The organism is Streptomyces sp. NBC_01016, assembly GCF_026341035.1.
Taxonomy (GTDB): Bacteria; Actinomycetota; Actinomycetes; order Streptomycetales; family Streptomycetaceae; genus Streptomyces.
In genome coordinates this window covers 853,752-876,072 of the sequence record NZ_JAPEOQ010000001.1, presented here as the reverse complement: position 1 = coordinate 876,072, position 22,321 = coordinate 853,752, and the positions used below count along the sequence as shown (strand labels likewise).

Annotated in this window: 22 protein-coding genes; 14 read left to right on the top strand and 8 right to left on the bottom strand. The window is 71.3% G+C overall.

The window, feature by feature from the left end; translation table 11 throughout:
- Positions 1-80: 80 nt before the first annotated feature.
- From OG746_RS04105 to OG746_RS04090, 4 genes are all read left to right on the top strand, one after another.
- Entirely contained in the window at positions 81-971 is an 891-nt protein-coding gene (locus OG746_RS04105) for an alpha/beta hydrolase (protein ID WP_266711611.1), read from the top strand.
- A gap of 97 nt (positions 972-1,068) precedes the next feature.
- The gene (locus OG746_RS04100) at positions 1,069-2,403 is read left to right on the top strand and encodes a sensor histidine kinase (protein ID WP_266711609.1); all 1,335 of its coding nucleotides are present in this window, start codon (positions 1,069-1,071) and stop codon (positions 2,401-2,403) included.
- Positions 2,400-3,065 carry a response regulator gene (locus OG746_RS04095; RefSeq protein WP_266711607.1) on the top strand — a complete coding sequence of 222 codons (666 nt, stop codon included), beginning with the start codon at positions 2,400-2,402 and terminating at the stop codon, positions 3,063-3,065. Before OG746_RS04100 ends, OG746_RS04095 begins: the two co-directional genes overlap by 4 nt.
- Positions 3,066-3,084: 19 nt before the next feature.
- On the top strand, positions 3,085-4,308 hold the full coding sequence (locus tag OG746_RS04090) for a cytochrome P450 (RefSeq protein ID WP_266711605.1): 1,224 nt from the start codon (positions 3,085-3,087) through the stop codon (positions 4,306-4,308).
- An 8-nt stretch (positions 4,309-4,316) separates the two neighbouring features.
- Here OG746_RS04090 and OG746_RS04085 read toward each other — a convergent pair whose 3' ends face one another.
- Both OG746_RS04085 and OG746_RS04080 read right to left on the bottom strand, forming a co-directional pair.
- The gene (locus OG746_RS04085; RefSeq protein ID WP_266711603.1) at positions 4,317-5,927 is read right to left on the bottom strand and encodes an ABC transporter permease; all 1,611 of its coding nucleotides are present in this window, start codon (positions 5,925-5,927) and stop codon (positions 4,317-4,319) included.
- On the bottom strand, positions 5,924-6,859 hold the full coding sequence (locus OG746_RS04080; RefSeq protein ID WP_266711601.1) for an ABC transporter ATP-binding protein: 936 nt from the start codon (positions 6,857-6,859) through the stop codon (positions 5,924-5,926). Before OG746_RS04080 ends, OG746_RS04085 begins: the two co-directional genes overlap by 4 nt.
- A 92-nt stretch (positions 6,860-6,951) precedes the next feature.
- On the opposite strand from OG746_RS04080, the gene OG746_RS04075 reads away from it, so the two are divergent.
- Positions 6,952-7,458: a GbsR/MarR family transcriptional regulator gene (locus tag OG746_RS04075; RefSeq protein ID WP_266711599.1), complete on the top strand. Its 507-nt coding sequence runs from the start codon at positions 6,952-6,954 to the stop codon at positions 7,456-7,458.
- Between the two features lie 140 nt (positions 7,459-7,598).
- Here the strand turns inward: OG746_RS04075 and OG746_RS04070 are convergent, their stop codons facing one another.
- Positions 7,599-8,369 carry a diacylglycerol kinase gene (locus tag OG746_RS04070; protein ID WP_266718703.1) on the bottom strand — a complete coding sequence of 257 codons (771 nt, stop codon included), beginning with the start codon at positions 8,367-8,369 and terminating at the stop codon, positions 7,599-7,601.
- Between the two features lie 262 nt (positions 8,370-8,631).
- Here OG746_RS04070 and OG746_RS04065 point away from each other — a divergent pair, with 262 nt between their 5' ends.
- Positions 8,632-9,915: an adenylosuccinate synthase gene (locus OG746_RS04065; RefSeq protein ID WP_266711597.1), complete on the top strand. Its 1,284-nt coding sequence runs from the start codon at positions 8,632-8,634 to the stop codon at positions 9,913-9,915.
- 74 nt (positions 9,916-9,989) lie between these two features.
- Here the strand turns inward: OG746_RS04065 and OG746_RS04060 are convergent, their stop codons facing one another.
- Positions 9,990-11,780, bottom strand: a complete 1,791-nt coding sequence (locus OG746_RS04060) for a serine/threonine-protein kinase (protein ID WP_266718701.1) — start codon at positions 11,778-11,780, stop codon at positions 9,990-9,992.
- A 217-nt stretch (positions 11,781-11,997) separates the two neighbouring features.
- Here OG746_RS04060 and OG746_RS04055 point away from each other — a divergent pair, with 217 nt between their 5' ends.
- Positions 11,998-12,684, top strand: coding sequence for a DUF4956 domain-containing protein (locus OG746_RS04055; RefSeq protein WP_266711595.1), 687 nt, complete (start codon positions 11,998-12,000; stop codon positions 12,682-12,684).
- A complete protein-coding gene (locus OG746_RS04050; protein WP_266711593.1) occupies positions 12,681-13,481 on the top strand; it encodes a polyphosphate polymerase domain-containing protein in 801 nt (266 codons plus the stop codon). The genes OG746_RS04055 and OG746_RS04050 overlap by 4 nt, the downstream gene beginning before the upstream one ends.
- A 172-nt stretch (positions 13,482-13,653) precedes the next feature.
- On the opposite strand, the gene OG746_RS04045 is transcribed toward OG746_RS04050, so the two are convergent.
- The 3 genes from OG746_RS04045 to OG746_RS04035 all read right to left on the bottom strand — a co-directional run bounded on the left by OG746_RS04045 (position 13,654) and on the right by OG746_RS04035 (position 16,219).
- Positions 13,654-14,925 (bottom strand): sensor histidine kinase, encoded by a 1,272-nt coding sequence (locus OG746_RS04045; RefSeq protein WP_266711591.1) that lies wholly within the window; start codon positions 14,923-14,925, stop codon positions 13,654-13,656.
- Positions 14,925-15,623 carry a response regulator transcription factor gene (locus OG746_RS04040; protein WP_266711589.1) on the bottom strand — a complete coding sequence of 233 codons (699 nt, stop codon included), beginning with the start codon at positions 15,621-15,623 and terminating at the stop codon, positions 14,925-14,927. Before OG746_RS04040 ends, OG746_RS04045 begins: the two co-directional genes overlap by 1 nt.
- A gap of 89 nt (positions 15,624-15,712) precedes the next feature.
- Positions 15,713-16,219: a hypothetical protein gene (locus OG746_RS04035; RefSeq protein ID WP_266711587.1), complete on the bottom strand. Its 507-nt coding sequence runs from the start codon at positions 16,217-16,219 to the stop codon at positions 15,713-15,715.
- A 189-nt stretch (positions 16,220-16,408) separates the two neighbouring features.
- On the opposite strand from OG746_RS04035, the gene OG746_RS04030 reads away from it, so the two are divergent.
- The 3 genes from OG746_RS04030 to OG746_RS04020 all read left to right on the top strand — a co-directional run bounded on the left by OG746_RS04030 (position 16,409) and on the right by OG746_RS04020 (position 19,358).
- Complete coding sequence (locus tag OG746_RS04030) at positions 16,409-17,764, top strand: aspartate aminotransferase family protein (protein WP_266711585.1); 1,356 nt, start codon at positions 16,409-16,411, stop codon at positions 17,762-17,764.
- A 134-nt stretch (positions 17,765-17,898) separates the two neighbouring features.
- On the top strand, positions 17,899-18,582 hold the full coding sequence (locus OG746_RS04025) for a GntR family transcriptional regulator (RefSeq protein WP_266711584.1): 684 nt from the start codon (positions 17,899-17,901) through the stop codon (positions 18,580-18,582).
- Between the two features lie 125 nt (positions 18,583-18,707).
- Positions 18,708-19,358, top strand: coding sequence for a putative DNA-mimic protein (locus tag OG746_RS04020; RefSeq protein WP_266711582.1), 651 nt, complete (start codon positions 18,708-18,710; stop codon positions 19,356-19,358).
- A 73-nt stretch (positions 19,359-19,431) separates the two neighbouring features.
- Here the strand turns inward: OG746_RS04020 and OG746_RS04015 are convergent, their stop codons facing one another.
- Entirely contained in the window at positions 19,432-20,196 is a 765-nt protein-coding gene (locus OG746_RS04015) for an SLATT domain-containing protein (protein ID WP_266711580.1), read from the bottom strand.
- Positions 20,197-20,544: 348 nt separating this feature from the next.
- Here OG746_RS04015 and OG746_RS04010 point away from each other — a divergent pair, with 348 nt between their 5' ends.
- The 3 genes from OG746_RS04010 to OG746_RS04000 all read left to right on the top strand — a co-directional run bounded on the left by OG746_RS04010 (position 20,545) and on the right by OG746_RS04000 (position 22,290).
- On the top strand, positions 20,545-20,889 hold the full coding sequence (locus OG746_RS04010) for a YbaB/EbfC family nucleoid-associated protein (RefSeq protein WP_266711578.1): 345 nt from the start codon (positions 20,545-20,547) through the stop codon (positions 20,887-20,889).
- A gap of 71 nt (positions 20,890-20,960) precedes the next feature.
- On the top strand, positions 20,961-21,560 hold the full coding sequence (gene recR, locus OG746_RS04005; RefSeq protein ID WP_266711576.1) for a recombination mediator RecR: 600 nt from the start codon (positions 20,961-20,963) through the stop codon (positions 21,558-21,560).
- Positions 21,553-22,290 (top strand): DUF5063 domain-containing protein, encoded by a 738-nt coding sequence (locus OG746_RS04000; protein WP_266711574.1) that lies wholly within the window; start codon positions 21,553-21,555, stop codon positions 22,288-22,290. Before recR ends, OG746_RS04000 begins: the two co-directional genes overlap by 8 nt.
- Positions 22,291-22,321: the final 31 nt, after the last annotated feature.

Genomic DNA, 22,321 nt, shown 5'->3' with positions numbered 1-22,321 from the left:
CGTGTTGACGCACGTCACGGGCCTGGTAGCGTCCGCATACCCGTAACCACAAGTTCCGCACGACGTCGAGAGGTTGGAGCATGCCAGACCCCGACAAGTCCGGCGCCGCCCGCGAGGAGGCGGAGGAGGCGTCGGCCTTCTCGCACCCTGCCGTGCCGCCGGACGTCAGCGCCGCGTACGGCGATCACCCGGATCAGATCGTCGACTTCTACGCCCCGAGGAACGGCGCGACCGCGGCCCCGCTCGTCGTGGTCCTGCACGGCGGCGCGTGGCGGGCGCCGTACGACCGTCAGTACCTGACCCCGTTCTGCGACTTCCTCGCGAGGCGTGGGTTCGCCGTCGCCAACGTCGAGTATCGGCGGGGACCGGGCACGGCGGTGCCTCATCAGGGCGCCGAGGGGCCCGTCGCGGGGCGCTGGCCGGAGACCTTCGACGACGTGGCGACCGCGCTCGACGCGATGCCCGCGCTCGCCGCCGAGCACCTGCCGTCGGCCGACCCGCGCCGCACCGTCGTCACCGGGCACTCGGCGGGCGGCCAGCTCGCGCTGTGGGCGGGGGCCCGGCACGTGCTGCCGGAGGGCGCGCCCTGGCGCACCCCGAACTCGGCGGCGCTGCGCGGCGTCGTCGCCATCGCCCCGCTCGCGGGCTTCGTGCTCGCCGAGGAGCTGGGGGTCTGCGACGGCGCGTGCGTCCAGTTCCTGGGCGGGATGCGGGAGTTGTTCGACGAGCGCCGCCCGTACGCGGACCCCGTGGAACTGCTGCCGACCGGCGTCGCGACGACCCTGGTCCAGGGGCGTACGGACACGACCGTGCCGTTCGAACTGGCCGAGGCGTACGCGGACGCGGCGGCGAAGGCCGGCGAGGTCGTGGGCGTCACGTTCCTGGAGGAGGTCGGCCACTTCCCGGTGATCGACCCGGCGGCGGACGCCTGCGCGGTGGTCGCGGAGGAGATTGCGCAACTGGCCTGGTGACCGCGCCCCCTCGGTCGTCTAGTCCTTGCGACGGACGCCGCCGAACCCTCCTTCGTACGGACGCGGGGCGGTGCACCCGCGTCCTACCGTGAGTGTCATGACCGACACGACCATCATTCAGGGCCCACGCGAGCACAGCCCTGAGATCAATCTCGCGAAGTCGGCGCTGCGGGGGCTGCGCGAGGACCTGTTCCGGGGGGTGCTCGCGTACCGGCCGATGCCGCGGGCGGGCACGGACGGGCCGTGGGCCCGGCAGTTCCCCGACCGCTTCCGCAAGCGCCTGGGGCTGCTGCCGCACGCCGTCGTGCTCGGCCTGGCCGGGCTCACGCTGATCACGGGCATGGCGAGCTACGGCGCCCTCGACGACAGCATCTACGCCCTCGTCGCCGGGCTGATGGTGTCGGTCCCCGTGGCGCTCACCCTGCTCCGCCCGATCCTCGCCTGGTGGCTGTCGTTGGCGGTCGCCCCCGTCCTGGTCTGGGTGACGAGCGACGACCTCTACCCGTGGTCGGCCGGCAGCCTCATGGGGCACACGATCGTGATGATGGTGGTCGCGGCGCGCACCCGGCCGCGTACGGCGGCCTGGATGTGGGCCCTGTCCACGCTGTACGCGCTGCTCTCCGCGGCGGTCTTCGGTGGCCTGGACGGCGGCATCGCCGTCCCGATGGCGGTGCTCTCCGGCATCGGGATCGGGATCGTCGCGCTCGTCCACGTCAACCGCACCGCGCGGCGCCAGGTCGTCCAGGAGCGTACGGTCACGGCCGTCGAGCGGGACCGGCGCACGCTGCTTGAGGAGCGCACGAACATCGCGCGCGAACTGCACGACGTGGTGGCGCACCACATGTCGGTCGTCGCCATCCAGGCGGAGGCCGCGCCCTACCGCGTCGAGAACCCGCCGCCCGAGCTGGAGCAGGCCTTCGTCACGATCCGGGAGAACGCGGTGGCGGCCCTCACCGAGCTGCGCCGCGTCCTGGGTGTCGTACGGGCCGAGGACTACGAGGCGCCCGACGCCCCGCAGCCCACGCTCGCCGACCTCGACAGGCTTCTGGAGAACGTGCGGGAGGCGGGCCTGACCGTGACGCGGACGGTGACGGGCGCGGCCCGTGAACTCCCGCAGGGCGTCGAGCTGTCGGCGTACCGGATCGTGCAGGAGGCGCTGAGCAACGCGCTGCGGCACGCGCCGGGTTCGGGGGCCGCGGTCGAGGTGTCGTACGTCCTCGGGGGCCTCGGCCTCAGGATCGTCAACGGCCCTTCGACCGGGCTGGTCAAGCCGAGCCCCGGAGCGGGACACGGCCTCACCGGGATGCGTGAGCGTGTCTCCATGCTCGACGGCGAGATGACGGCGGAGGGGACGGCCGACGGCGGGTACGAGGTGACGGTCTTCATCCCCGTCGCCCGCGCCGTGGCCACCGGGACGGAGGACGAGGCGTGATCAGGGTGCTGGTCGCCGACGACCAGATGATGGTCCGCGAGGGCTTCTCGGTCCTGCTGAACGCCATGCCGGACTTCGAGGTCGTCGGCGAGGCGGTCAACGGAGTGGAGGCGATCGCCAAGGTCCGCGAACTCCGCCCCGACGTCGTCCTGATGGACATCCGCATGCCGGAGCTGAACGGCATCGAGGCGACCCGCGAGATCGTCGCGGCGGACGCGGGCACGAAGGTGCTCGTCCTGACCACCTTCGACCTGGACGAGTACGTGTACCAGGCGCTGCGGGCCGGGGCCTCGGGATTCCTCCTCAAGGACGCCTCCGCGCGCGAACTCGCCGACGGCGTACGGGTGGTGGCGAGCGGCGAGGCCCTCCTCGCGCCGACCGTGACCCGCCGCCTGATCACCGAGTTCGCCAAGCTGTCCGAGACGTCGAGGTTCCCTGTGGGGCGGCAGACGGGCGCGTACGGGGAGCTGACCGAGCGGGAGACGGAGGTGCTCGTCCTGATCGCGCAGGGCCTGTCGAACATCGAGATCGCCGAGCGGCTCGTGGTCGCCGAGTCGACGATCAAGACGCATGTGAGCCGGGTCCTGGTGAAGCTGGGGCTGCGCGACCGGACGCAGGCGGCGGTGTTCGCGTACGAGGCACGTCTGGTCACGCCGGGCTGAGCGGGGCTAACGTCCGCGCATGAACGCCGCTGCCTTCGACCCCTGGTCCCCGGCCTTCGTCGCCGACCCGTACCCGGCCTACGCGGCCCTGCGCGAGGCCGGCCGGGTGCACTGGTTCGAGCCCTCGAACCAGTACCTGATCCCGCACCACGCCGACGTCTCGGCGCTCCTGCGCGACCGCCGCCTGGGCCGCACCTACCAACACCGCTACGCCCACGAGGACTTCGGCCGCACGGCCCCGCCGCCCGAGCACGAGCCGTTCCACACCCTCAACGACCACGGCATGCTCGACCTGGAGCCCCCGGACCACACGCGCATCCGCCGCCTGGTGTCGAAGGCGTTCACGCCGCGTACGGTGCAGCAACTCCAGCCCTACGTAGAGAAGTTGGCGGTCGAGCTGGTCGCGGGGCTCGTCGCGGACGGCGGCGGCGATCTGCTCACGGCCGTCGCCGAACCGCTCCCGGTGGCCGTCATCGCCGAGATGCTCGGCATCCCCGAGTCGGACCGGGCGCCGCTGCGGCCGTGGTCGGCGGCGATCTGCGGGATGTACGAGCTGAGCCCCTCGCAGGAGACGGCGCGGGCGGCGGTCACCGCGTCGCTCGAATTCACCGAGTATCTACGGGAGTTGATCGCGGCCCGCCGCGCACGCCCCACCGACGATCTCATCTCGGGTCTCATCGCCGCCCACGACGACGAGGACGGCACCCGCCCGGCCCGCCTCACCGAGCAGGAGATGATCTCCACCTGCGTCCTGCTCCTCAACGCGGGACACGAGGCCACGGTCAACGCGACCGTGAACGGCTGGTGGGCCCTGTTCCGCCATCCCGAACAGCTGGCGGCCCTGCGCGCGGACCACTCCCTGATCCCCACCGCGGTCGAGGAGCTGATGCGCTACGACACCCCGCTCCAGCTCTTCGAACGCTGGGTGCTCGACGAGATCGAGGTCGCGGGCACCACGATCCCGGCAGGATCGGAGGTGGCCCTCCTCTTCGGCTCGGCCAACCACGACCCGGCGGTCTTCACCGACCCGGACCGCCTGGACCTGACCCGCCCCGACAACCCGCACATCTCCTTCTCGGCCGGCATCCACTACTGCATCGGCGCCCCGCTCGCCCGCATCGAACTTGCCGCGTCCATGCGGGCGTTGCTCACGCAGGCGCCGACGCTGCGGCTCGCGTCGGAGCCACAGCGCAAGCCGAACTTCGTCATCCGGGGTCTTGAGGGGCTTGCCGTGGAGCTGTGACGGCACCGTCAGTTGGACATGTCCCGCCGTCGCAGTCCGACCAGGCCCACGCCCACGAACACCGCCGCGAGCAGCACCTCCACGAGCACCGGGCCCCACGCCATGTCCCCACCCGGCAGCTTCGGCAAGTGGCCGAACGGGGAGATGTCCATGACCGACTGCGGCAGCTTAAGGGCCGGGCCGATCCAGCCGATGAGGAGCGCCGCCCCCGCCGCAGCCCACGCGGCGACGGCCGCCCGCGGCCACACCCCGTACAGCAGCACGGCCACCCCGCCGAGCGTCCAGATCGCGGCGAGCTGGACCAGGCAGGCGCCGATGACCGCGCCGAACTCGTGGCCGTAGCCGACCGCGAGGCCGACACCGCCGAGGAGCATGATGAGCGCGGCTCCCGCGAAGGCGATCACCAGGTGGCCGCCGGCCCAGGCGATCCGGCCCACCGCGTTCGCGAGGATCGGTTCGGCGCGCTGCGAGGTCTCCTCGCTGTTCAGCCGGAGCACCGCCTGCACGATGTAGAGCGCGGCGACCATCCCGAGCATGCCGACCATCGTGGCGAGGAAGGCGTTGGTGATGCCGGACTGGCCGCCCATCCGCTCGATGATCTCCATGGTGTTCTCGCTGTCGCCGACCAGGTCGGCCGCCCCCTCGGTCATCCCGCCGAAGACGACACCGGCCGCGAGGAACCCGATCGACCAGCCGATCACGCTGCCCCGTTGCAGCCGCCAGGCCAGCGAACCCGCCGTGCCGAGGCGTCCGTTCGCCGGTCCCGGCCGGGTCGGCAGGAAGCTCATGCCGATGTCGCGCCGCCCGGCAAGACCGTAGCCCACCGCGCCCTGGATCAGGACGGCCGCGAGGAACAGCCCGAGCACCCACCACCGTTCGTCGGCGAAGGCGCGGACGTTCTCGACCCAGCCGATCGGCGAGATCCAGGTCAGCGGGGACGAGCCGTCGTTCGTGCCGGAGTCGCCCGCCGCGCGCAGCACGAAGGCCACACCGAGCACCGCCGAGGTGGCGCCGCGCGCGAGTCGCGCGCTCTCCGTGAACTGGGCGACGATCGCCGTCATCGTCGCGAACACCATCCCGCAGCCGCCGACGGCGAGTCCGAGGGCGAGGGCCCCCGAGCCGCCCTGGGAAGCGAGCCCGCCGGCGATGAGCAGCGCGAGCACGCCGTTGGCCACGAGGGCCGTGAGCAGCGCGGCGGTCAGCGGCGCGCGCCGCCCCACCATCGCCGACGACACCAGCTCCTGCCGCCCGCTCTCCTCCTCGTCGCGGGTGTGCCGCACGACGATGAGCAGGCTCATGATCGCGGCGAAGACGGCGGCGAACGTGCCCACGCGCCACGCCGTCAGCGCGCCGAGCGAGTCGTCGAAGACCGGCCCGTACATCGCGCGCATCGAGCTGTTGGTGTTCATGGACGCCGCGATGTCGGCCCGCTCGGCGGCCGTCGGCCACACCGACTCCAGCGAGTTCGGCATCGACACGACCATCACCGCGGTGATGGCGATCCATACGGGCATCATCACGCGGTCGCGCCGCAGCGCGAGCCTGAGCAGCGTCCCGGTGCCCGCGAGGTGCCGCGCGCCGCCGGTGCGCGGCGCGTACGCGGAGGTCAGCGTGGTCATCGCGACACCGCTTCCTTCTCGTTGTCGCTCTGCACGTCCGCCACGTCGTCCTGGTAGTGCCGCATGAACAGCTCTTCCAGGGTGGGCGGCGTGCTGGTCAGCGAGCGCACACCGGACTCGGCGAGCGAGCGCAGGACGGCGTCCAGCTTGTCGGTGTCGACCTGCAACTTCACTCGCTTGCCCTGGACGTCGAGATCGTGCACACCGGGAAGGTCGCCCAACCCGCCCGGTTCGCCCGCGAGTTCGGCGGTGACGCTGGTCCGCGTCAGATGCCGCAGCTCAGCGAGCGAACCGCTTTCCACGGTCACGCCCTTGCGGATGATGCTGACCCGGTCGCACAGCTCCTCGACCTCGCTGAGGATGTGCGAGGACAGCAGCACCGTCCGCCCGTGCTCGCGCGCGGCCTCCTCGACGTAGGACTGGAAGACGTCCTCCATCAGCGGGTCGAGGCCGGAGGTGGGCTCGTCGAGGATGAGCACGTCGATGTCGACCGCGGCGAACGCGGCGACCAGGGCCACCTTCTGCCGGTTGCCCTTGGAGTACGTGCGGCCCTTCTTGGTCGGGTCGAGTTCGAAGCGCTCGATGAGCTCGGCCTTGCGCTTCTTGTCGAGCCCGCCGCGAAGCCGCCCGTAGAGGTCGATGACCTCGCCACCGCTGAGGTTGCGCCACAGCGTCACATCACCCGGTACGTACGCGACCTTGCGGTGCAGCTCCACGGCGTCGGACCAGGGGTCGCGGCCGAGCAGCTGGACGGCGCCGGAGTCGGCGCGCAGCAGGCCGAGCAGGACGCGGATGGTGGTGGACTTCCCCGCTCCGTTCGGCCCGAGGAAACCGTGCACTTCTCCGGCCTCGACATCCAGGTCGAGACCGTCGAGCGCGTGGGTCCTGCCGAACGACTTGTGCAGTCCGGAGACCGTGATTGCCTTCGTCATGCTTTTGAAGCTACGCGCACTTCACAAACTTGTGAAGTTAAGGAAGCGTATAAACTGACGTCGCAGACCGGGCAAGGGGAGAGGATCGGGACATGGGCGCGCAGGGCATGGACGAGACGCAGGCACGGGCGGCCGACGAGGCCCGCTCCCGGTTCGTCGAGCGCTTCGCCGCCGAGCTCGTCGAGGCCGGCATGACCCGGATGCCCGCCCGCGTCTTCGCGGCCCTCCTCGCCTCCGACTCCGGCGCCCTCACCTCCGCCGAACTGGGCGGACAGCTCCAGGTCAGCCCGGCCGCGGTGTCCGGGGCGGTGCGCTACCTGACCCAGCAGCACATGGTCACGCGCGAACGCGAGCCGGGAACGCGGCGCGACCTCTTCCGGGTCCACAGCAACCAGTGGTACGAGGCGCTGACCAACCGCGACAGCGTCCTGAACCGCTGGCGGGGCACGCTCAAGGAGGGCGTGGACAGCCTCGGCGAGGACACCCCCGCGGGCCGCCGCATCTACGAGACGCTGGCGTTCTTCGACTTCGTGCAGAGCGAGATGACCGAGGTGATGGCCCGCTGGCGCGAACACCGGAAGACGCTGGACCTGGACTAGGCTTTACCGGCGGCCCGGGCAGCCAATCAAGCCTCTGTGGTGACCGAGCAGCGGTGCCGGGCAAATCCAGCCCCGCCGGCGTTTGAGGCGCGGGGTCCGGGGCAGAGCCCCGAGTCCGCAACCCCGGCGCCGGTCAACGGTCACGGCAGCGCCAACCCCCACGCCCGAGCCCGCACGGACCACGTCCTCCTCCGCACCGGCCCCCCGATCGTCACCTGATCCGCCCGGTACCGGAAATCCGTCCCGGTCACCGTGACCGTACGGGCCCGCACACACACCGGCCCCGCCCCATCCCTCCGCACCTCCACCCGCGCGAGCCCGTCCCCGGCGGAGGGCGACACCGAAACTCCCCGCACCGGCTGGTCGAGGTCGACGAGCGTCGCCCCGTCCACCTCGATCCGCAACCGCGCGGCCGGCGCCTCGTCCCCCTCGGCGCCGAGCGGCGAGCGCGCCGCGAGGTTCCGGACGAGCGAGCCGCACGTCCGCCACCAGTGGCGGCCGTCCTGCGGCCCCGAGTCCGAGGGATCCGCGATCGGCGGGATGCTCAGGCCCCCGAGCACCACCCCGTCGCTGTCGTCCACCAGTAGATCGAGCCGCCGCGGCGCCCCGTCGAGCGCCGAGCGCGCCGCTTCCACTGTCCCCGCGGGCACGCCCAGGGAGTGCGCGAGCGACACCGCCGCCCCCACCGGCACCATCGAGAACACCGCCCCGGCCAGCTCCCGCTCCCGGTGCAGCAAAGACACCGCACGCAGCAGCGCCCGGTCGTCGCCGACCACGACGGGCCGTCTCACACCCCGCTTGGCCAGCACTTTCGCAAAATCAGCGGGGCCCTCCGGCAGGCACACCTTCGCCGTCGAACCCGCACACAACACGTCCTTGGCGATGCGCACGGACTCCCCGTCGGCACGCATCGCGACCGGATCGACGATCACCAGAAGCTGCCGTGACAGCCTCCCGCTCGCGTCGTCCGCACGGTCAGATGGATGATCCAAAGCCGCCACCTCGGCCTTGCCTCGCTTCCTCGGGTAGCATCTTTGTGCAAGAGCCCCTTGCGCTATTGCGCCAGGGGCTTCGTCTATTCCGGGGCACCCCAAGGCTCACAAAGGCATGCCGCACAGCCGCGGCCACAGCCCCTGACCTTGGACATGCCCCGCCCGGAAGGGGTGTACGCCTGTGCCCGCACTTGTGCTGCTCGGTGCTCAGTGGGGTGACGAAGGCAAGGGAAAGGCCACCGACCTGCTCGGTGGATCCGTGGACTATGTAGTGCGCTACCAGGGCGGCAACAACGCCGGCCACACGGTTGTCGTAGGCGACCAGAAGTACGCGCTGCATCTCCTCCCTTCCGGAATCCTCTCGCCGGAGTGCACGCCGGTCATTGGAAACGGTGTCGTCGTCGACCCGTCGGTCCTGCTCTCCGAGCTGAGCGGTCTGAACGAGCGCGGCGTCGACACGTCGAAGCTCCTGCTCAGCGGTAACGCGCACATCATCACGCCCTACAACGTGACGGTGGACAAGGTGACGGAACGCTTCCTCGGGAAGCGGAAGATCGGCACCACGGGGCGCGGTATCGGCCCGACGTACGCGGACAAGATCAACCGCGTCGGCATCCGCGTCCAGGACCTCTACGACGAGTCGATCCTCACCCAGAAGGTCGAGGCGGCCCTCGAGGTCAAGAACCAGCTCCTCACGAAGCTCTACAACCGCCGCGCCATCGAGGCGCAGCAGGTGGTGGAGGAGCTCCTCGGCTACGCGGACAAGATCAAGGGCTACGTCGCCGACACCACCCTGGTGATCAACGACGCGCTCGACGAGGACAAGGTCGTGCTCTTCGAGGGCGGCCAGGGCACGCTCCTGGACATCGACCACGGCACGTACCCCTTCGTCACCTCCTCGAACCCGACCGCGGGCGGCGCCTGCACGGGTGCGGGCGTGGGCCCGACGAAGATCAGCCGCGTCATCGGCATCCTCAAGGCCTACACGACGCGTGTCGGCGCCGGCCCGTTCCCGACCGAGCTCTTCGACCAGGACGGCGAGGACCTGCGCCGCATCGGTGGCGAGCGCGGTGTCACCACCGGCCGTGACCGTCGCTGCGGCTGGTTCGACGCGGTGATCGCCCGTTACGCGACGCGCGTCAACGGCCTCACCGACTTCTTCCTGACGAAGCTCGACGTGCTCACCGGCTGGGAGCAGATCCCGGTCTGCGTCGCGTACGAGATCGACGGCAAGCGCGTCGAGGAGCTCCCGTACTCCCAGACCGACTTCCACCACGCGAAGCCGGTCTACGAGTACCTGCCGGGCTGGTCGGAGGACATCACGAAGGCCAAGACCTTCGCCGACCTCCCCAAGAACGCGCAGGCGTACGTGAAGGCGCTGGAGGAGATGTCCGGCGCCCCGATCTCGGCGATCGGCGTCGGCCCCGGCCGCGACGAGACGATCCAGGTCAACTCGTTCCTGTAAGCCCTCACCGGCTTTCGCGCCCCGGTCCGCTTCGGCGGGCCGGGGCGTTCGCGTTCCGCCCCTGCCCTCCGTGCTCAGCCCGTCCTGTCGTACGTCAGCGGTGCCTCGCCCCCCGACATGGCGCGGCTCAGCCCACCGGTCGTGGTGAGGGTGATCGTGCTCGGTTCGCCCGGGTCGCAGGCGCCGCTCGGCTGCGCGATCGTCGGGTCGGTGGGGCCGATCCGGACCGTGGAGGACGTCGCCGACTCCAACTGGCCCTGGAACACGCAGTGGTAGGGGGAGCCGTCCTTCTGGTAGCCGTCCGCCGTGAGGGAGAAGACCGTGTCGCCGGACGCGCCCTGCTGGAGCGTGATGCTGCGCGAGTGGTGGCCGTTGGCGTTGTCGATCGTGCCCTCCCACGTGCCGAGGAACCCGGTCGGTATGTCACCCGCGGCGGACTGCGGGGACTCCTCCGGGGGCGAGGACGCCTCCTGACTCGGGGAGTCCGGGGAGTCCGGGGAGTCCGGGGCGGACGCGGCAGGGGAGACCGGGGCGGAGGTCGCCGACGTGGGGGAGACCTTGGCGTCCGCCCGGCCAGCCGGCTTGTCCTGGCCGTTCATCAAGGCGTACACCGACCCGCCCGCCCCGAGCGCCACGATCAGCGCGACCACGATGAGCGCCGGAGTGGAGCGGTTCCGGCGCGGGGGCACGGGCGGCGGCGGGCCGTAGGCCGGAGTCTGGCCCCAACCTCCGGGTGGCTGGCCGTAGGCGGGCGGCTGCGGGAGCGGCTGGGGCTGGGAGGGGTGCGGGTAGCCGTACTGCGGCGCGGGTGCGGGCGGCGCCGGGGCTTCGTGGGAGACCACGGTCGGCAGGTGGTTCAGCGAGCCCGCGCCGGGCGGGCCGGGAGTACCGGGCGGTGGCGGCGCCGGGTCGGGGCTCGTCGGAGTGTCGGGTGGCGGCGCCGGCGAGGGAGTCCGGGACGTGCGCTCCGGGTCCTCCGTGTCGAGCAACTTCACGGCGTGCCGCCCGAGTTGGGCCACTAGAGCGCCCGGCAGCCAGGGATCGCGGGTGCGACCCTCGTCGCCCAACGTGTCGTCGGCGCCGGTCAGTTCGAGTATCTCGTCGAGCGTGGGGCGGTCGCCGGGCTGCTTGTGCAGACATTCGCGTACGAGGTCCCGCAGCCCCTCCGGCAGCCCGTCCAGCTCCGGCGGCTCCTGCGCGATACGGAACATCAGGGCGTGCACCCCGCTGGTGGACGTACGGAACGGCAACTGCCCCGACGCCGCGTACGCGAGGACGGACCCCAGGCAGAACACGTCGCACGCAGGGGTGATCCGGTCGCCGCGCAGCTGCTCGGGCGCCATGAAACCGGGCGAGCCGACGAGCGCCCCGGTGCGGGTGAGCCCGCCGTCGGTCACCGACTCCAGGGCGCGCGCTATGCCGAAGTCGATGACGCGTGGACCGTCGATGGTGATCAGCACGTTCGACGGCTTGAGGTCGCGGTGGACGATGCCCGCCGCGTGGATGTCCTTGAGCGCGTGCGCGAGGCCGCCCGCGAGAATGCGCACCGAGCGCTCGGGCAGCGCGCCGTAGTCGTGCGAGACGACCTGCTGGAGGCTGGGCCCCGCCACGTACCCGGTCGCCACCCAGGGAATCTCCGCGTCCGTGTCCGCGTCGAGCACCGGAGCCGTCCACGCGCCGCCGACCCGCCGCGCGGCCGCCACTTCCTGCCGGAACCGGTTCCTGAACTCCTCCTGCTCGGCGAGCTCTTCACGTACGACCTTCACGGCGACCGTGCGACCGCGCTCCGAGCGCGCCAGATACACCTCGCCCATGCCGCCCGCGCCGAGCCGGCCGAGCAGTCGATACGCGCCGATCCTCTGCATACCCTCCATGTCGCGCCACCCTCCCCCGGTATGTGTGCAACGAACTGAGAATAATGCGGACATACGACAGAGAGGGTCCTCGCGGCTTCAACGGTTCCGTTCGTCGACGTACGTTGACGCGGGTACGTGACGCCGATGTGTGACGCGGGTACGTCCGCGCGGATCGTTAACCGTCACCAAGCGCGGCGTTAACCTGGCCGTTCGTAGCGTCTGGGGCATGGACAACATCCCACCTATGGCGGAGCTCGGCGCCCATCTCGGCCTCGACTTGTTCGCCGTGACGCTGCTGACCTTCGGCATCTTCTACCCGCGGCACCGCAGGCGCGAGCTCGTGCCCGCGTATCTCGCGCTGAACGTCGCCCTGTTCGCGGTCGTCGCCGCGCTCGGCGAGGTCGGCAAGGGTGGCGGTCTCGCCCTGGGGTTCGGCCTGTTCGGGGTGTTGTCGATCGTGCGGCTGCGCTCGGACGCGCTGCGGCACCAGGAAGTGGCGTACTACTTCGTCACGTTGGTCCTCGGGCTGCTGTGCGGACTGCGCGCACTCGGCCTCGGAGTGACCGCCGCGCTCGCCGCGCTGCTGCTCGTGGTCGTCTACATAGCCGACCATCCGCGCCTCTACGCCCGTGACCGCCGGGCCGTCGTCACCCTCGACGCCGTGTACGTCGACGAGGACGCGCTGCGGGCCGAACTGGCGAGGCGGTTGGGGCAGCCGCATGGTTGGACCGTGCGGGAGATCGACTACGTACGCGACTTGATGGTCGTGGAAGTCAGATTCCGCCAGCCGGAGGCACGGGAACGATCGGAGGAGCCCATACGTACCTCTCGTACCCCCAGGGGTGCTCATGAGCGTCATGAGCCTCGCAGTACGACGAAGACCGCAGCCGCCTATCACCAGGAGACCGTGTGATCCCCGCCGTACGCGCCATCGGGCGCGCCGCACTCGCCGCCAAGCCGCTGTCGCTGGACGAACTGAACAACAGGGCCGAGCTGTTGGCCCGCTACGACAACAGCTATCTGGTGCCGGTGGAGGTCTTCGAGGACTTCGCGGCGCTGCTGACCGACCCGCGGCGCCCCGAGGGCCCCTTCCGCTCGCTCTCCGTGAACGGCCGGCGCTGGTTCTCGTACAGATCGACCTATTACGACACCGCCGACCTGCGCACCTATCACGACCACCGGCAGGGGCGCCGGCTCCGCTACAAGATCCGGGAGCGCACCTACCAGGACACGGGGGAGCGGCAGTTCGAGATCAAGCTCAAGAACGGGCGGGGCGAGACCGTCAAGCACCGTCGCAGGCTGGAGGGCGAGGAGCGTCCGCTCGACGCCGCGCAGCAGGGCTTTCTCGCGGGTGTGCTCGGCGGGGCGTACGGGATCGAGGCGCCGGAGGGCCTGGCCCCCTCGCTGGTCACGGACTACCAGCGCGCCACGTTCGTCGCCGACGGGCAGCGGATCACGTGTGACGCCGGGCTCGTGGTCCGGGATCTCTCCGACGGGCGGACGGTCCGGGCGGACGGTGGGCTTGTCCTCGTGGAGACGAAGACGCGGGGGTCGCTGACCGAGGCGGACCGGATGCTGCACCGATTCGGCGTGCGGGCGGCCGAGTTCACGAAGTACTGCGGCGGATACGCTGCGCTGCGTCCGGAGTTGGGCGTGAACCGGTGGACGCGGGCTGTGCGGGAGGCGTTCCCGAGGCCTTCGACCGTGTGAGTCGGCACTGGCGTTGCGGTCCCGGGGCTCTGCCCCGGACCCCGCGCCTCAATCGCCGGCGGGGCTGAATTTGCCCAGCCCCGCCGGCGATTCAGCGGCACCATTCAAGCCCCTGCGGCGATTGAGCAGCGGGGTCCGGGGCAGAGCCCCGAGGCCGCAATCCCGGTACGGGTCAATGCCACCGCAACGTGACCGTCGCCCCCGGCCCCCCGTTTCCGAAGGAGACCGTTCCCCCGGTCTCCTCCGCCGTGCGCCGCACGATGGAGAGGCCGAGGCCCGTGGAGCCGCCACCGGAGGAGCCCCGCTCCTCGGACTCCGGCGGAATACCGGGCCCGTCGTCCGCGACCACCAGCTCCACGGCGGAGCCCTCCGCCCGGACGGAGACCCGGAAGCCGACCCCCTGCGGGGTGTGATCCAGCACGTTTCCGATCAACGCGTCGAGCGCCGCGACGAGTTCGTCCTCCGGCACGGGAGCCGGAACCGGCATGTCCGGCACCGAGACGCCCAACTCCCGCCCCTGGTCCGTGGCGAGCGGCTCCCAGAACGCCGCCCGGTCACGGGCGACCGCCGCGAGGTCCACCCCCGCCACCCCGCGGAGCGGCTTGCGCGCCTTGCGGATGACCTCGTCCACGCCCATTTCGAGCGACGCGACCCCCGCCGCGATCCGCTCCGCCTCCTCCGCGTCCCGCAGCCCCTCCGCGTCCAGGCGGAGCGCCGCGACGGGAGTGCGCAGCCGGTGCGCGAGGTCCGCCGCGTTCTCCCGCTCGGCGGTGAGCAGCTCGTCGATGCGGGCGGCGAGATGGTTCAGCTCGGCGGCCACGGAGCGCAGCTCCGGCGGCCCCTGAGGCTCGGCGCGGGCGGTCAGATCACCGCCGGCGAGCCGGTCCGCCGTCCCGGCCAGCGCACGCGTCGCCCCGACGAGCCGCGCCCCGAGACGGTCCGCGAGCAGCAGCCCGATGAGTACGAGCCCGAGCCCGATACCGGCCAGCGTCAGCCACGACGAGAGCACCCCGTCGTACAGCTCCCGGTTGGTCAGGCTGACCTGGACGACGGCCGTGCCGCCCTCCGCGCCCTGCACCGGCACCAGGACCTGCCGCCCGCCGCCCGGCGGCTCGTACGTGAACGCGCGCCCCGCCCTCGCGAGGCGTACGGCGTCGGTGACGGCGGTCGGGGCGCCGATCACCCTGCCGTCGGCGAAGATAAGGGAAGTGTCGGGCTGGGAGGGCGAGTTGACGCTCTCCACCGCCTGCTCCGCGCCCGCCCGCTCGTTCGCGCTGTGCAGCGTGGGGCCCATCGCGGCGGCCACCCACTGGGCGCGGGCCGTCGCCTCCGCGGTCGTCCGGTCCGCGGCGTGGCTGCGGGTGAGCAGGGTCAGCGGGACGAGCAGCGCCGTCAGGACGAGGGCGGTGGTGGCGGCGGTGAGCAGCAGCAGGGTGCGGCGCATTACGAGGCGTCCCCGGCCTCGGGGGCCATCAGCTTCACACCCACCGTGCGTACGGTGTGCAGATAGCGCGGCGACTGGGCCGACTCGCCCAACTTCCTTCGCAGCCACGACAGATGGACGTCCACCGTCTTGTCGGCGCCGCCCAGCGGCTGCTGCCACACCTCGGCGAGCAGTTCACGGCGCGAGACGACCTGGCCGGGGCGGTGGGCGAGATAAGCGAGGAGGTCGAACTCGCGGGGGGTCAGGTCGAGCGGCTGCCCGTCGAGCGTGATCTCTCGGGAGGCGGGAGTGATCACCAGTCCGCCGACCGTGAGCGGCTCGTCGATGTCACCGGGCAGCCCGAGGCGGCGCAGCACCGCCTTGATCCGGGCGTCCAACTGGGCCGCGCCGAACGGCTTCACGATGTAGTCGTCGGCCCCGTCCCCGAGCACCGCGACCATCTCGCCCTCCTCGTCGCGGGCCGTCGCCACGATCACCGGTACGTCGCTCACCGCGCGCAGCATCCGCAGTATTTGCGCGCCGTCGACATCGGGCAGGCCCAGGTCGAGCACGACCAGATCGGGCCGGTCGGTGACGGCGGCGTCGAGGCCGGCCATGCCGGTGGCCGCGGTGGCGACGGCGTGGCCCCGGTCGCGCAGGGCGCGGACCAGGGCGTTCCGCAGGGCGGGATCATCTTCGACGACGAGGAGATGGGGCATTTGATCACCGTAAGTGGGTGCTTCGGAGGGCCCCCGACCGGGTCCTTGTGGTGTCGGTCGTCGTCCCGGTGTCGGTCGTCGTCCCGGCGTCAGTCGTCGTCATCGTCGTGGTCGGGGACCAGTACGGCCTTGGGCGTGCCGGAGCCGGCCGCGCACCGGATCTCGTAGTGCCGGTCGGGGCCGTCATCGTCGTCGGAGGGCTCCGCCTCGAGGCGGGCCACGCGGCCGGGTCCGCGTACGACGTCGTCGTCATCGATCTCGTAGCCGTCCGACGGGCTCCACGACACCAGGTAGACGCTGCCGTCCGCCCCGCACTCGACCGTCGCGGAGCCGCCCGTGAAGCGGAGTGTGCGGCGCTGGTCGGCGGGGGCCGGGGCGTCGGAGGAGGTGTCGGCGCGGGGTGTCGACGCCTGCGCCGACGCCAGGGCGCGGTGCACCGCCGCGTCGTCGAGGGGATGTCCGTGGCTGCCGGTCCCGGCGTTCGCGTCGGTGCCCGCAAGCTGCCAGGCGCCGAGGGCGCCCGCGGCCGTTCCCACGGCGACCCAGGCCGCGGTCACGGCTACGTTGCGCCAGCGGTGCGCGATCGGCTGTCTCATGCGGACCAGCCTGCCCGACGGTTTCCTAACGCCACGCTAAAACCAGCTCAGGAGGGGTCCTGAAGCGGGCGTCACAGCGGGCGTCATGGTGCGGGGCCGGGGCGGGGCGACAGGTTGTCGGGTTCGACGGCGTCCCACAGACAGGACGCCGATGGTGTGCCGGTGCATCGCGCATTTACCCTCGGCCCCATGACCCCTCAGCCGAATCCCCAGGTCGGCGCCGCCGTGAAGGCCGCGGACCGCAAGCACGTCTTCCACTCCTGGTCGGCACAGGAGCTGATCGACCCGCTGGCCGTCGCCGGCGCCGAAGGCTCCTACTTCTGGGACTACGACGGAAACCGCTACCTCGACTTCACCTCCGGCCTCGTCTACACGAACATCGGGTACCAGCACCCGAAGGTCGTCGCGGCGATCCAGGAGCAGGCCGGGAAGATGACGACCTTCGCCCCGGCCTTCGCCATCGAGTCGCGCTCCGAGGCCGCACGCCTCATCGCCGAGCGCACTCCCGGCGACCTCGACAAGATCTTCTTCACGAACGCCGGCGCCGACGCGGTCGAGCACGCCCTTCGCATGGCCCGTCTGCACACGGGCCGCCCGAAGGTCCTGTCCGCGTACCGCTCGTACCACGGCGGCACCCAGCAGGCCATCAACGCGACCGGCGACCCGCGCCGTTGGGCCAGCGACACCGGCACCGCCGGCGTCGTCCGCTTCTGGGCCCCCTTCCTCTACCGCTCGCGCTTCTACGCGGAGACGGAGGAGCAGGAGTGCGCCCGCGCCCTGGAGCACCTGGAATCCACGATCCAGTTCGAGGGCCCGGGGACCATCGCCGCGATCATCCTGGAGACGGTGCCGGGCACGGCGGGCATCATGCTCCCGCCGAAGGGCTACCTCGCCGGCGTCCGCGAAATCTGCGACCGCTACGGCATCGTCTTCATCCTCGACGAGGTCATGGCGGGCTTCGGGCGTACGGGCAAGTGGTTCGCGGCCGACCTGTACGACGTGACGCCGGACCTCCTGACCTTCGCGAAGGGCGTGAACTCGGGTTACGTCCCGCTGGGCGGCGTAGCGATCTCGGGGGCCATCGCCGAAACGTTCGCGAAGCGCCCGTACCCGGGTGGCCTGACGTACTCGGGTCACCCGCTGGCCTGCGCGGCGGCCGTCGCCACGATCAACGTGATGGAGGAGGAGGGCATCGTCGCCCACGCCGCGAAGCTCGGCTCCGAGATCATCGAGCCGGCCCTCCGCGACCTGGCCGAGCGGCACCCGTCCGTGGGCGAGGTGCGCGGCGTCGGCATGTTCTGGGCCCTGGAGCTCGTACGTGACCGCTCCACGCGCGAGCCCCTCGTCCCGTACAACGCGGCCGGTGAGGCGAACGCCCCGATGGCGGCGTTCGGCGCCGCCGCCAAGGCGAACGGCCTGTGGCCCTTCATCAACATGAACCGCACACACGTCGTCCCGGCCCTCAACATCACGGAATCGGAGGCCAAGGAGGGCCTCTCGGCGCTGGACGCGGCGCTGACGGTGGCGGACGAACACGTGGCGTAGTTCGCGGGTGGCGGGGGCGGGTGGTGGCCGAGGCACTCGGCCACCACCCGCCCCCGCCCCGGAATCCGCAGGCGTAACCTAACCAGCCACACCACACCGCACGACCACGCCAGCCGAACCGGGGGACCCGACCCGTGCCCGTATCTGACGGCCCCGCCGTCACCCGCTCCACCCTGCGCCAGCAGATCGCGGACGCGCTGCGCGACGAGATCCTGGCGGGACGCCTCAGTCCCGGCCAGGAGTTCACCGTCAAGGAGATCGCCGAGGGGTACGGGGTGTCGGCCACCCCCGTCCGCGAGGCCCTCGTCGACCTGAGCGCCCAGGGCCTCCTGGACTCCGCGCAGCACCGCGGCTTCCGCGTCCACGAGTACTCGTTCGCGGACTACCGGGCGATGATCGAGGCCCGCAGCCTCGTCGCGGACGGAATCTTCCGCGGCCTCGCCGCGGACCCGTCCCGCGCCCCGCAGACCGCCGCCGACCTCGCCGGGGTCCGCCGCCGCGGCGAGGAGGCGTCCCGTGCGGCGGGAGCGGGTGACCTGAACGTGCTCATCGGCTACGACCTGCGTTTCTGGCGCGAGCTCTCCGCCCTCTTCGGCAACCCGTACCTCTCCGACTTCTTCCACCGCCTGCGCGTCCAGTCCTGGATGTGCGCGGTCCCGCACCTGCGCGCCGCGGGCGACCTCAGGGGCCGGCTGTGGTCGGGCCACTGCGAACTGGTCGACGCGCTCGTGGACCGCGACTCCGACGCCGCGCACGCGCTCATCGCCTCGTACAACGACGACTCGCTTTCCTTGATCGAGGCTCTGACAGGCAACTGAGCGGGTAGAGCGGGGACAACGGGTAGGCGCAAGACAGGTCAACCCTGCCGCGCATCGCACTACCCTGGTTTTGACGCCGATACCGTCCATCGCGCCGGAGCGATCCGGAGCACTGAGGAGCCCCCTTGGCCTGTGACCTGTGGCTCGTCCCCCTGGTCGACGTGCTGTGCCACAGCCCCGAGAATCCGTTCGCCGACGAACTCGCGCTCTACGACAAAGCGTTGAACGAGGCAGGACTGCCGCCGGTTCCGGTCCACGCGTACATGCCGGGCCTGTCCGGGGACGTGGCCCCGATCGCGGGCTTCGACTACGACGCGCTGCACTTCCTGCGCCGGGCGTACCTCTTGCAGATCTGCGGCCTCGCCGTGACGCCGGTCGACGAACTCGGCGGTGACTACGAGCAGTTGCTGGAGATGTTCGAGTCGACGGCCCAGAGTTCCCATCTGGTCTGGCATTACGACCATGCGGGGGCGTACGTGCCCGTGGACTTTCCCGAGCCGTTGTCCAACGACGAACTCCTGGCGGGGGGCGGGCCGTTGGGGTCGTGCCATGCGCTGCTGCGGGAGTTGGAGTTCGTGGCGCCGGCGATTGGGATCGATCCGGGGAATCCGCCGCAACCGCCGGCTCCGCCGGTTGCGCCGACGTCGTTGGAGGAGCCGGCTGCGGCGGTGCCGTTGGACGACAGTCCGTTCGCCCGGGAGCGGCACGTCTGGCTGGGGCTTCACCAGGCGGCGACGCGGAGTCTGGCGCAGAGCTCCATGCTCATCTTCAGCTGACCGGAACTGTTGCGGCCGACCGCCCTTACGCCACGGGGCTCCGCGCCTCAATCGCCGGCGGGGCTGGAAAGAGCTACCGCGGCTCCGGTGGGCGCTGGCGCGGCATGTTGGGGCGGGTGCCCGGGGGCAGCGGGAAGCGGTTGGTCGGCTGGTCGGCCGGGCGGGCGGCCGGGACGGATGCCTGCATGGTCAAGGGCGCGGGGCCGGACTTGAACTCCACCATCCAGTCCGCCGTCTCGGCCCGCACCAGCTCCGTCACGTCGTCCGAGAACCGCCGCAGCACCCCGAGGCACCGCTCGGCCGCCTCGCTGGCGGTGCCCTCGGTCGGCCCGAGGACCTCTCGTACGTTCTCCGAGGCCCAGTCGAACTGAAGCACCTGCAAGCGTCGCTGCACGGCCTGCGCCGTGGCCACATCCCGTATCCAGCCGGACGTCAGACCGAAATACCGGTCGCACGCGACGCACGCCACCGCGAGCAGCAGCGACAGATACCCCCAGGGGGCCGCGCCGGTGAGCACGCCCGTCAGGTCGAGCAGCGGCAGCACCCCGCCGCAGACCGCTCCAAGGACCGTGCCGCTGCGCAGCGCACGCGCGGCCCTCCGCTTCCACACCCGGTCCGAGAGGTACCAGTCCGCCGTGCGCAGGGCGCCCTGCTCGACCCAGCGGTACAGCTCGTCGAGCCGCTCGGCGGGTTCGCTCCAGTCGCCGAGCGGGAGCGCCCGGCCGGTGAGGTCGCCCTGCCGGGGAACTCTCTTGCCGCCGCCGCCCCGGTCGCCGTCCTCGCCCGAGCCCGCCCCCTCCTGGGGCGCACCTTCGGGCTGCATCTCCGGCTGACTCACCCGGAACTCCCTCGACAGATCACGGCTGGGGCGAGGCCCCGCACTCGTCGTCAGGGCCTGATGTGCAGCATCTTCCTACCGCCCAACGGGTGGCCGAACCCCAGTTTTCACCGGATCTCCGCCCGGAAGTGGTCCCGCATCAGGTATGGAAAGCAACCCATCTCACTCGAAAGAGTGCAGAGCGGAAATGGGGTCGCGCATGCCCCGTGAGGCTTCAGGTCACCGGGGCGGGCGGCCCCCCGACCACGTAGGCTCGGATCCAGGGGCATCGGCGGACATCCGTCGCGGAAATACGCCCCGCCTCGACGACGTGGACGGACCGGAAGCGGACCGGAACAGGAGCTGATCGTGATCCCCGGTGGTGGCCAGCCCAATATGCAGCAGCTGCTCGAGCAGGCCCAGAAGATGCAGCAGGACCTCGCGAAGGCTCAGGAAGAGCTGGCGCAGACCGAGGTCGACGGCCAGGCGGGCGGCGGTCTCGTCAAGGCGACGGTGACCGGCGGCGGTGAACTGCGGGGCCTCGTGATCGACCCGAAGGCGGTCGACCCGGAGGACACCGAGACCCTCGCCGACCTGGTGGTCGCGGCGGTGGCCGCGGCCAACGAGAACGCGCAGAACCTCCAGCAGCAGAAGCTCGGCCCGCTCGCCCAGGGACTCGGCGGCGGCAGCGGCATTCCGGGTCTCCCCTTCTGACCCCGCCGCCAACTACCGTACGTACCAAGACGCAGCATCCGCAGACGACGACCTGAAGGCGAAGGCAATCCGTGTACGAAGGCGTGGTCCAGGACCTCATCGACGAGTTGGGCAGGCTGCCCGGCGTCGGTCCCAAGAGCGCGCAGCGGATCGCCTTCCACATCCTGCAGGCCGAGCCCACCGACGTACGGCGGCTCGCGCAGGCCCTGATGGAGGTCAAGGCGAAGGTCCGCTTCTGTGCGACGTGTGGCAACGTCGCGCAGGAGGAGCTGTGCAACATCTGCCGCGACCCGCGGCGGGACGGTTCCGTGATCTGTGTCGTGGAGGAGCCCAAGGACGTCGTCGCGATCGAGCGCACCCGTGAGTTCCGCGGGCGGTACCACGTGCTCGGCGGCGCGATCAGCCCGATCGAGGGCGTCGGACCCGACGATCTGCGGATAAGGGAACTTCTCGCCCGCCTCGCGGACGGCACGGTCACCGAGCTCATCCTCGCCACCGACCCGAACCTCGAGGGCGAGGCCACAGCGACGTACCTCGCCCGCATGATCAAGCCCATGGGCCTCAAGGTCACCCGCCTGGCCAGCGGCCTCCCCGTCGGGGGCGACCTGGAGTACGCGGACGAGGTGACCCTCGGCCGCGCCTTCGAGGGGAGAAGACTCCTAGATGTCTAAGACGCCAACGCCACAGAAGTCGCCGACGCCGCAGAAGTCGTCGACGGCACAGCAGCCGTCGACGCCCGACGCGGTCGCGCTGCACTCCACCACCCAGGACCCCGACGACTTCGCCGTCCAGATCTCGGACCAGGTCGAGTCGTTCATCGTGGCCGTGACCGAGATCGCGAAGGGCGACGAGCCGGACTCGGCCGTGCCCTTCCTGCTGCTCGAGGTCTCCCAACTGCTGCTCGCCGGCGGCCGGTTGGGCGCGCACGAGGACATCCTCCCGGACGAGCGCTACGAGCCGGACCTGGGCGCCGAGCCGGACATGGACGACCTGCGCGAGCGGCTCGCCTTGATGCTCGACCCGGTCGACGTGTACTCCGAGGTCTTCGACCCGTACGAGCCCCGCAAGGCGCCGGTCGCCGCGCGGATCTCGGACGATCTGGCGGACGTCGTCTCCGATCTGCGGCACGGGATGGCGCATTATCGCGCGGGCCGGATCACCGAGGCGCTGTGGTGGTGGCAGTTCTCGTACTTCTCCAACTGGGGGTCGACCGCCTCCGCGACGCTGCGCGCCCTGCAGTCCCTCGTCGCCCACGTGCGCCTGAACCAGCCACTCGACGACCTCGACGGCCTCGACACCGACGAGGAGCTCTCGTCGGCGGAGAGCACGCTGGAGGAAGAGGCGGGCCAGGTCATGGCAGAGGAGATCGCCGGCCCCCTGGGCCTCCGCCCGGTGAAGTAGCCCCGACAGGGGCGCGGGGAACTGCGCGACG

What these genes read in the sequence shown, in the direction of transcription:
- OG746_RS04070 (WP_266718703.1), bottom strand. Translation starts at nt 8,369, where the DNA reads ATGCGTGCCGACGGGGAGTCCGTGCGCATCGCCAAGGACGTGTTGTGT.
- OG746_RS04040 (WP_266711589.1), bottom strand. Translation starts at nt 15,623, where the DNA reads ATGCCCCATCTCCTCGTCGTCGAAGATGATCCCGCCCTGCGGAACGCC.
- OG746_RS04035 (WP_266711587.1), bottom strand. Translation starts at nt 16,219, where the DNA reads ATGAGACAGCCGATCGCGCACCGCTGGCGCAACGTAGCCGTGACCGCG.
- OG746_RS04105 (WP_266711611.1), top strand. Translation starts at nt 81, where the DNA reads ATGCCAGACCCCGACAAGTCCGGCGCCGCCCGCGAGGAGGCGGAGGAG.
- OG746_RS04030 (WP_266711585.1), top strand. Translation starts at nt 16,409, where the DNA reads ATGACCCCTCAGCCGAATCCCCAGGTCGGCGCCGCCGTGAAGGCCGCG.
- OG746_RS04085 (WP_266711603.1), bottom strand. Translation starts at nt 5,927, where the DNA reads ATGACCACGCTGACCTCCGCGTACGCGCCGCGCACCGGCGGCGCGCGG.
- OG746_RS04000 (WP_266711574.1), top strand. Translation starts at nt 21,553, where the DNA reads ATGTCTAAGACGCCAACGCCACAGAAGTCGCCGACGCCGCAGAAGTCG.
- OG746_RS04080 (WP_266711601.1), bottom strand. Translation starts at nt 6,859, where the DNA reads ATGACGAAGGCAATCACGGTCTCCGGACTGCACAAGTCGTTCGGCAGG.
- OG746_RS04090 (WP_266711605.1), top strand. Translation starts at nt 3,085, where the DNA reads ATGAACGCCGCTGCCTTCGACCCCTGGTCCCCGGCCTTCGTCGCCGAC.
- OG746_RS04100 (WP_266711609.1), top strand. Translation starts at nt 1,069, where the DNA reads ATGACCGACACGACCATCATTCAGGGCCCACGCGAGCACAGCCCTGAG.
- OG746_RS04055 (WP_266711595.1), top strand. Translation starts at nt 11,998, where the DNA reads ATGGACAACATCCCACCTATGGCGGAGCTCGGCGCCCATCTCGGCCTC.
- OG746_RS04075 (WP_266711599.1), top strand. Translation starts at nt 6,952, where the DNA reads ATGGGCGCGCAGGGCATGGACGAGACGCAGGCACGGGCGGCCGACGAG.
- OG746_RS04045 (WP_266711591.1), bottom strand. Translation starts at nt 14,925, where the DNA reads ATGCGCCGCACCCTGCTGCTGCTCACCGCCGCCACCACCGCCCTCGTC.
- OG746_RS04060 (WP_266718701.1), bottom strand. Translation starts at nt 11,780, where the DNA reads ATGCAGAGGATCGGCGCGTATCGACTGCTCGGCCGGCTCGGCGCGGGC.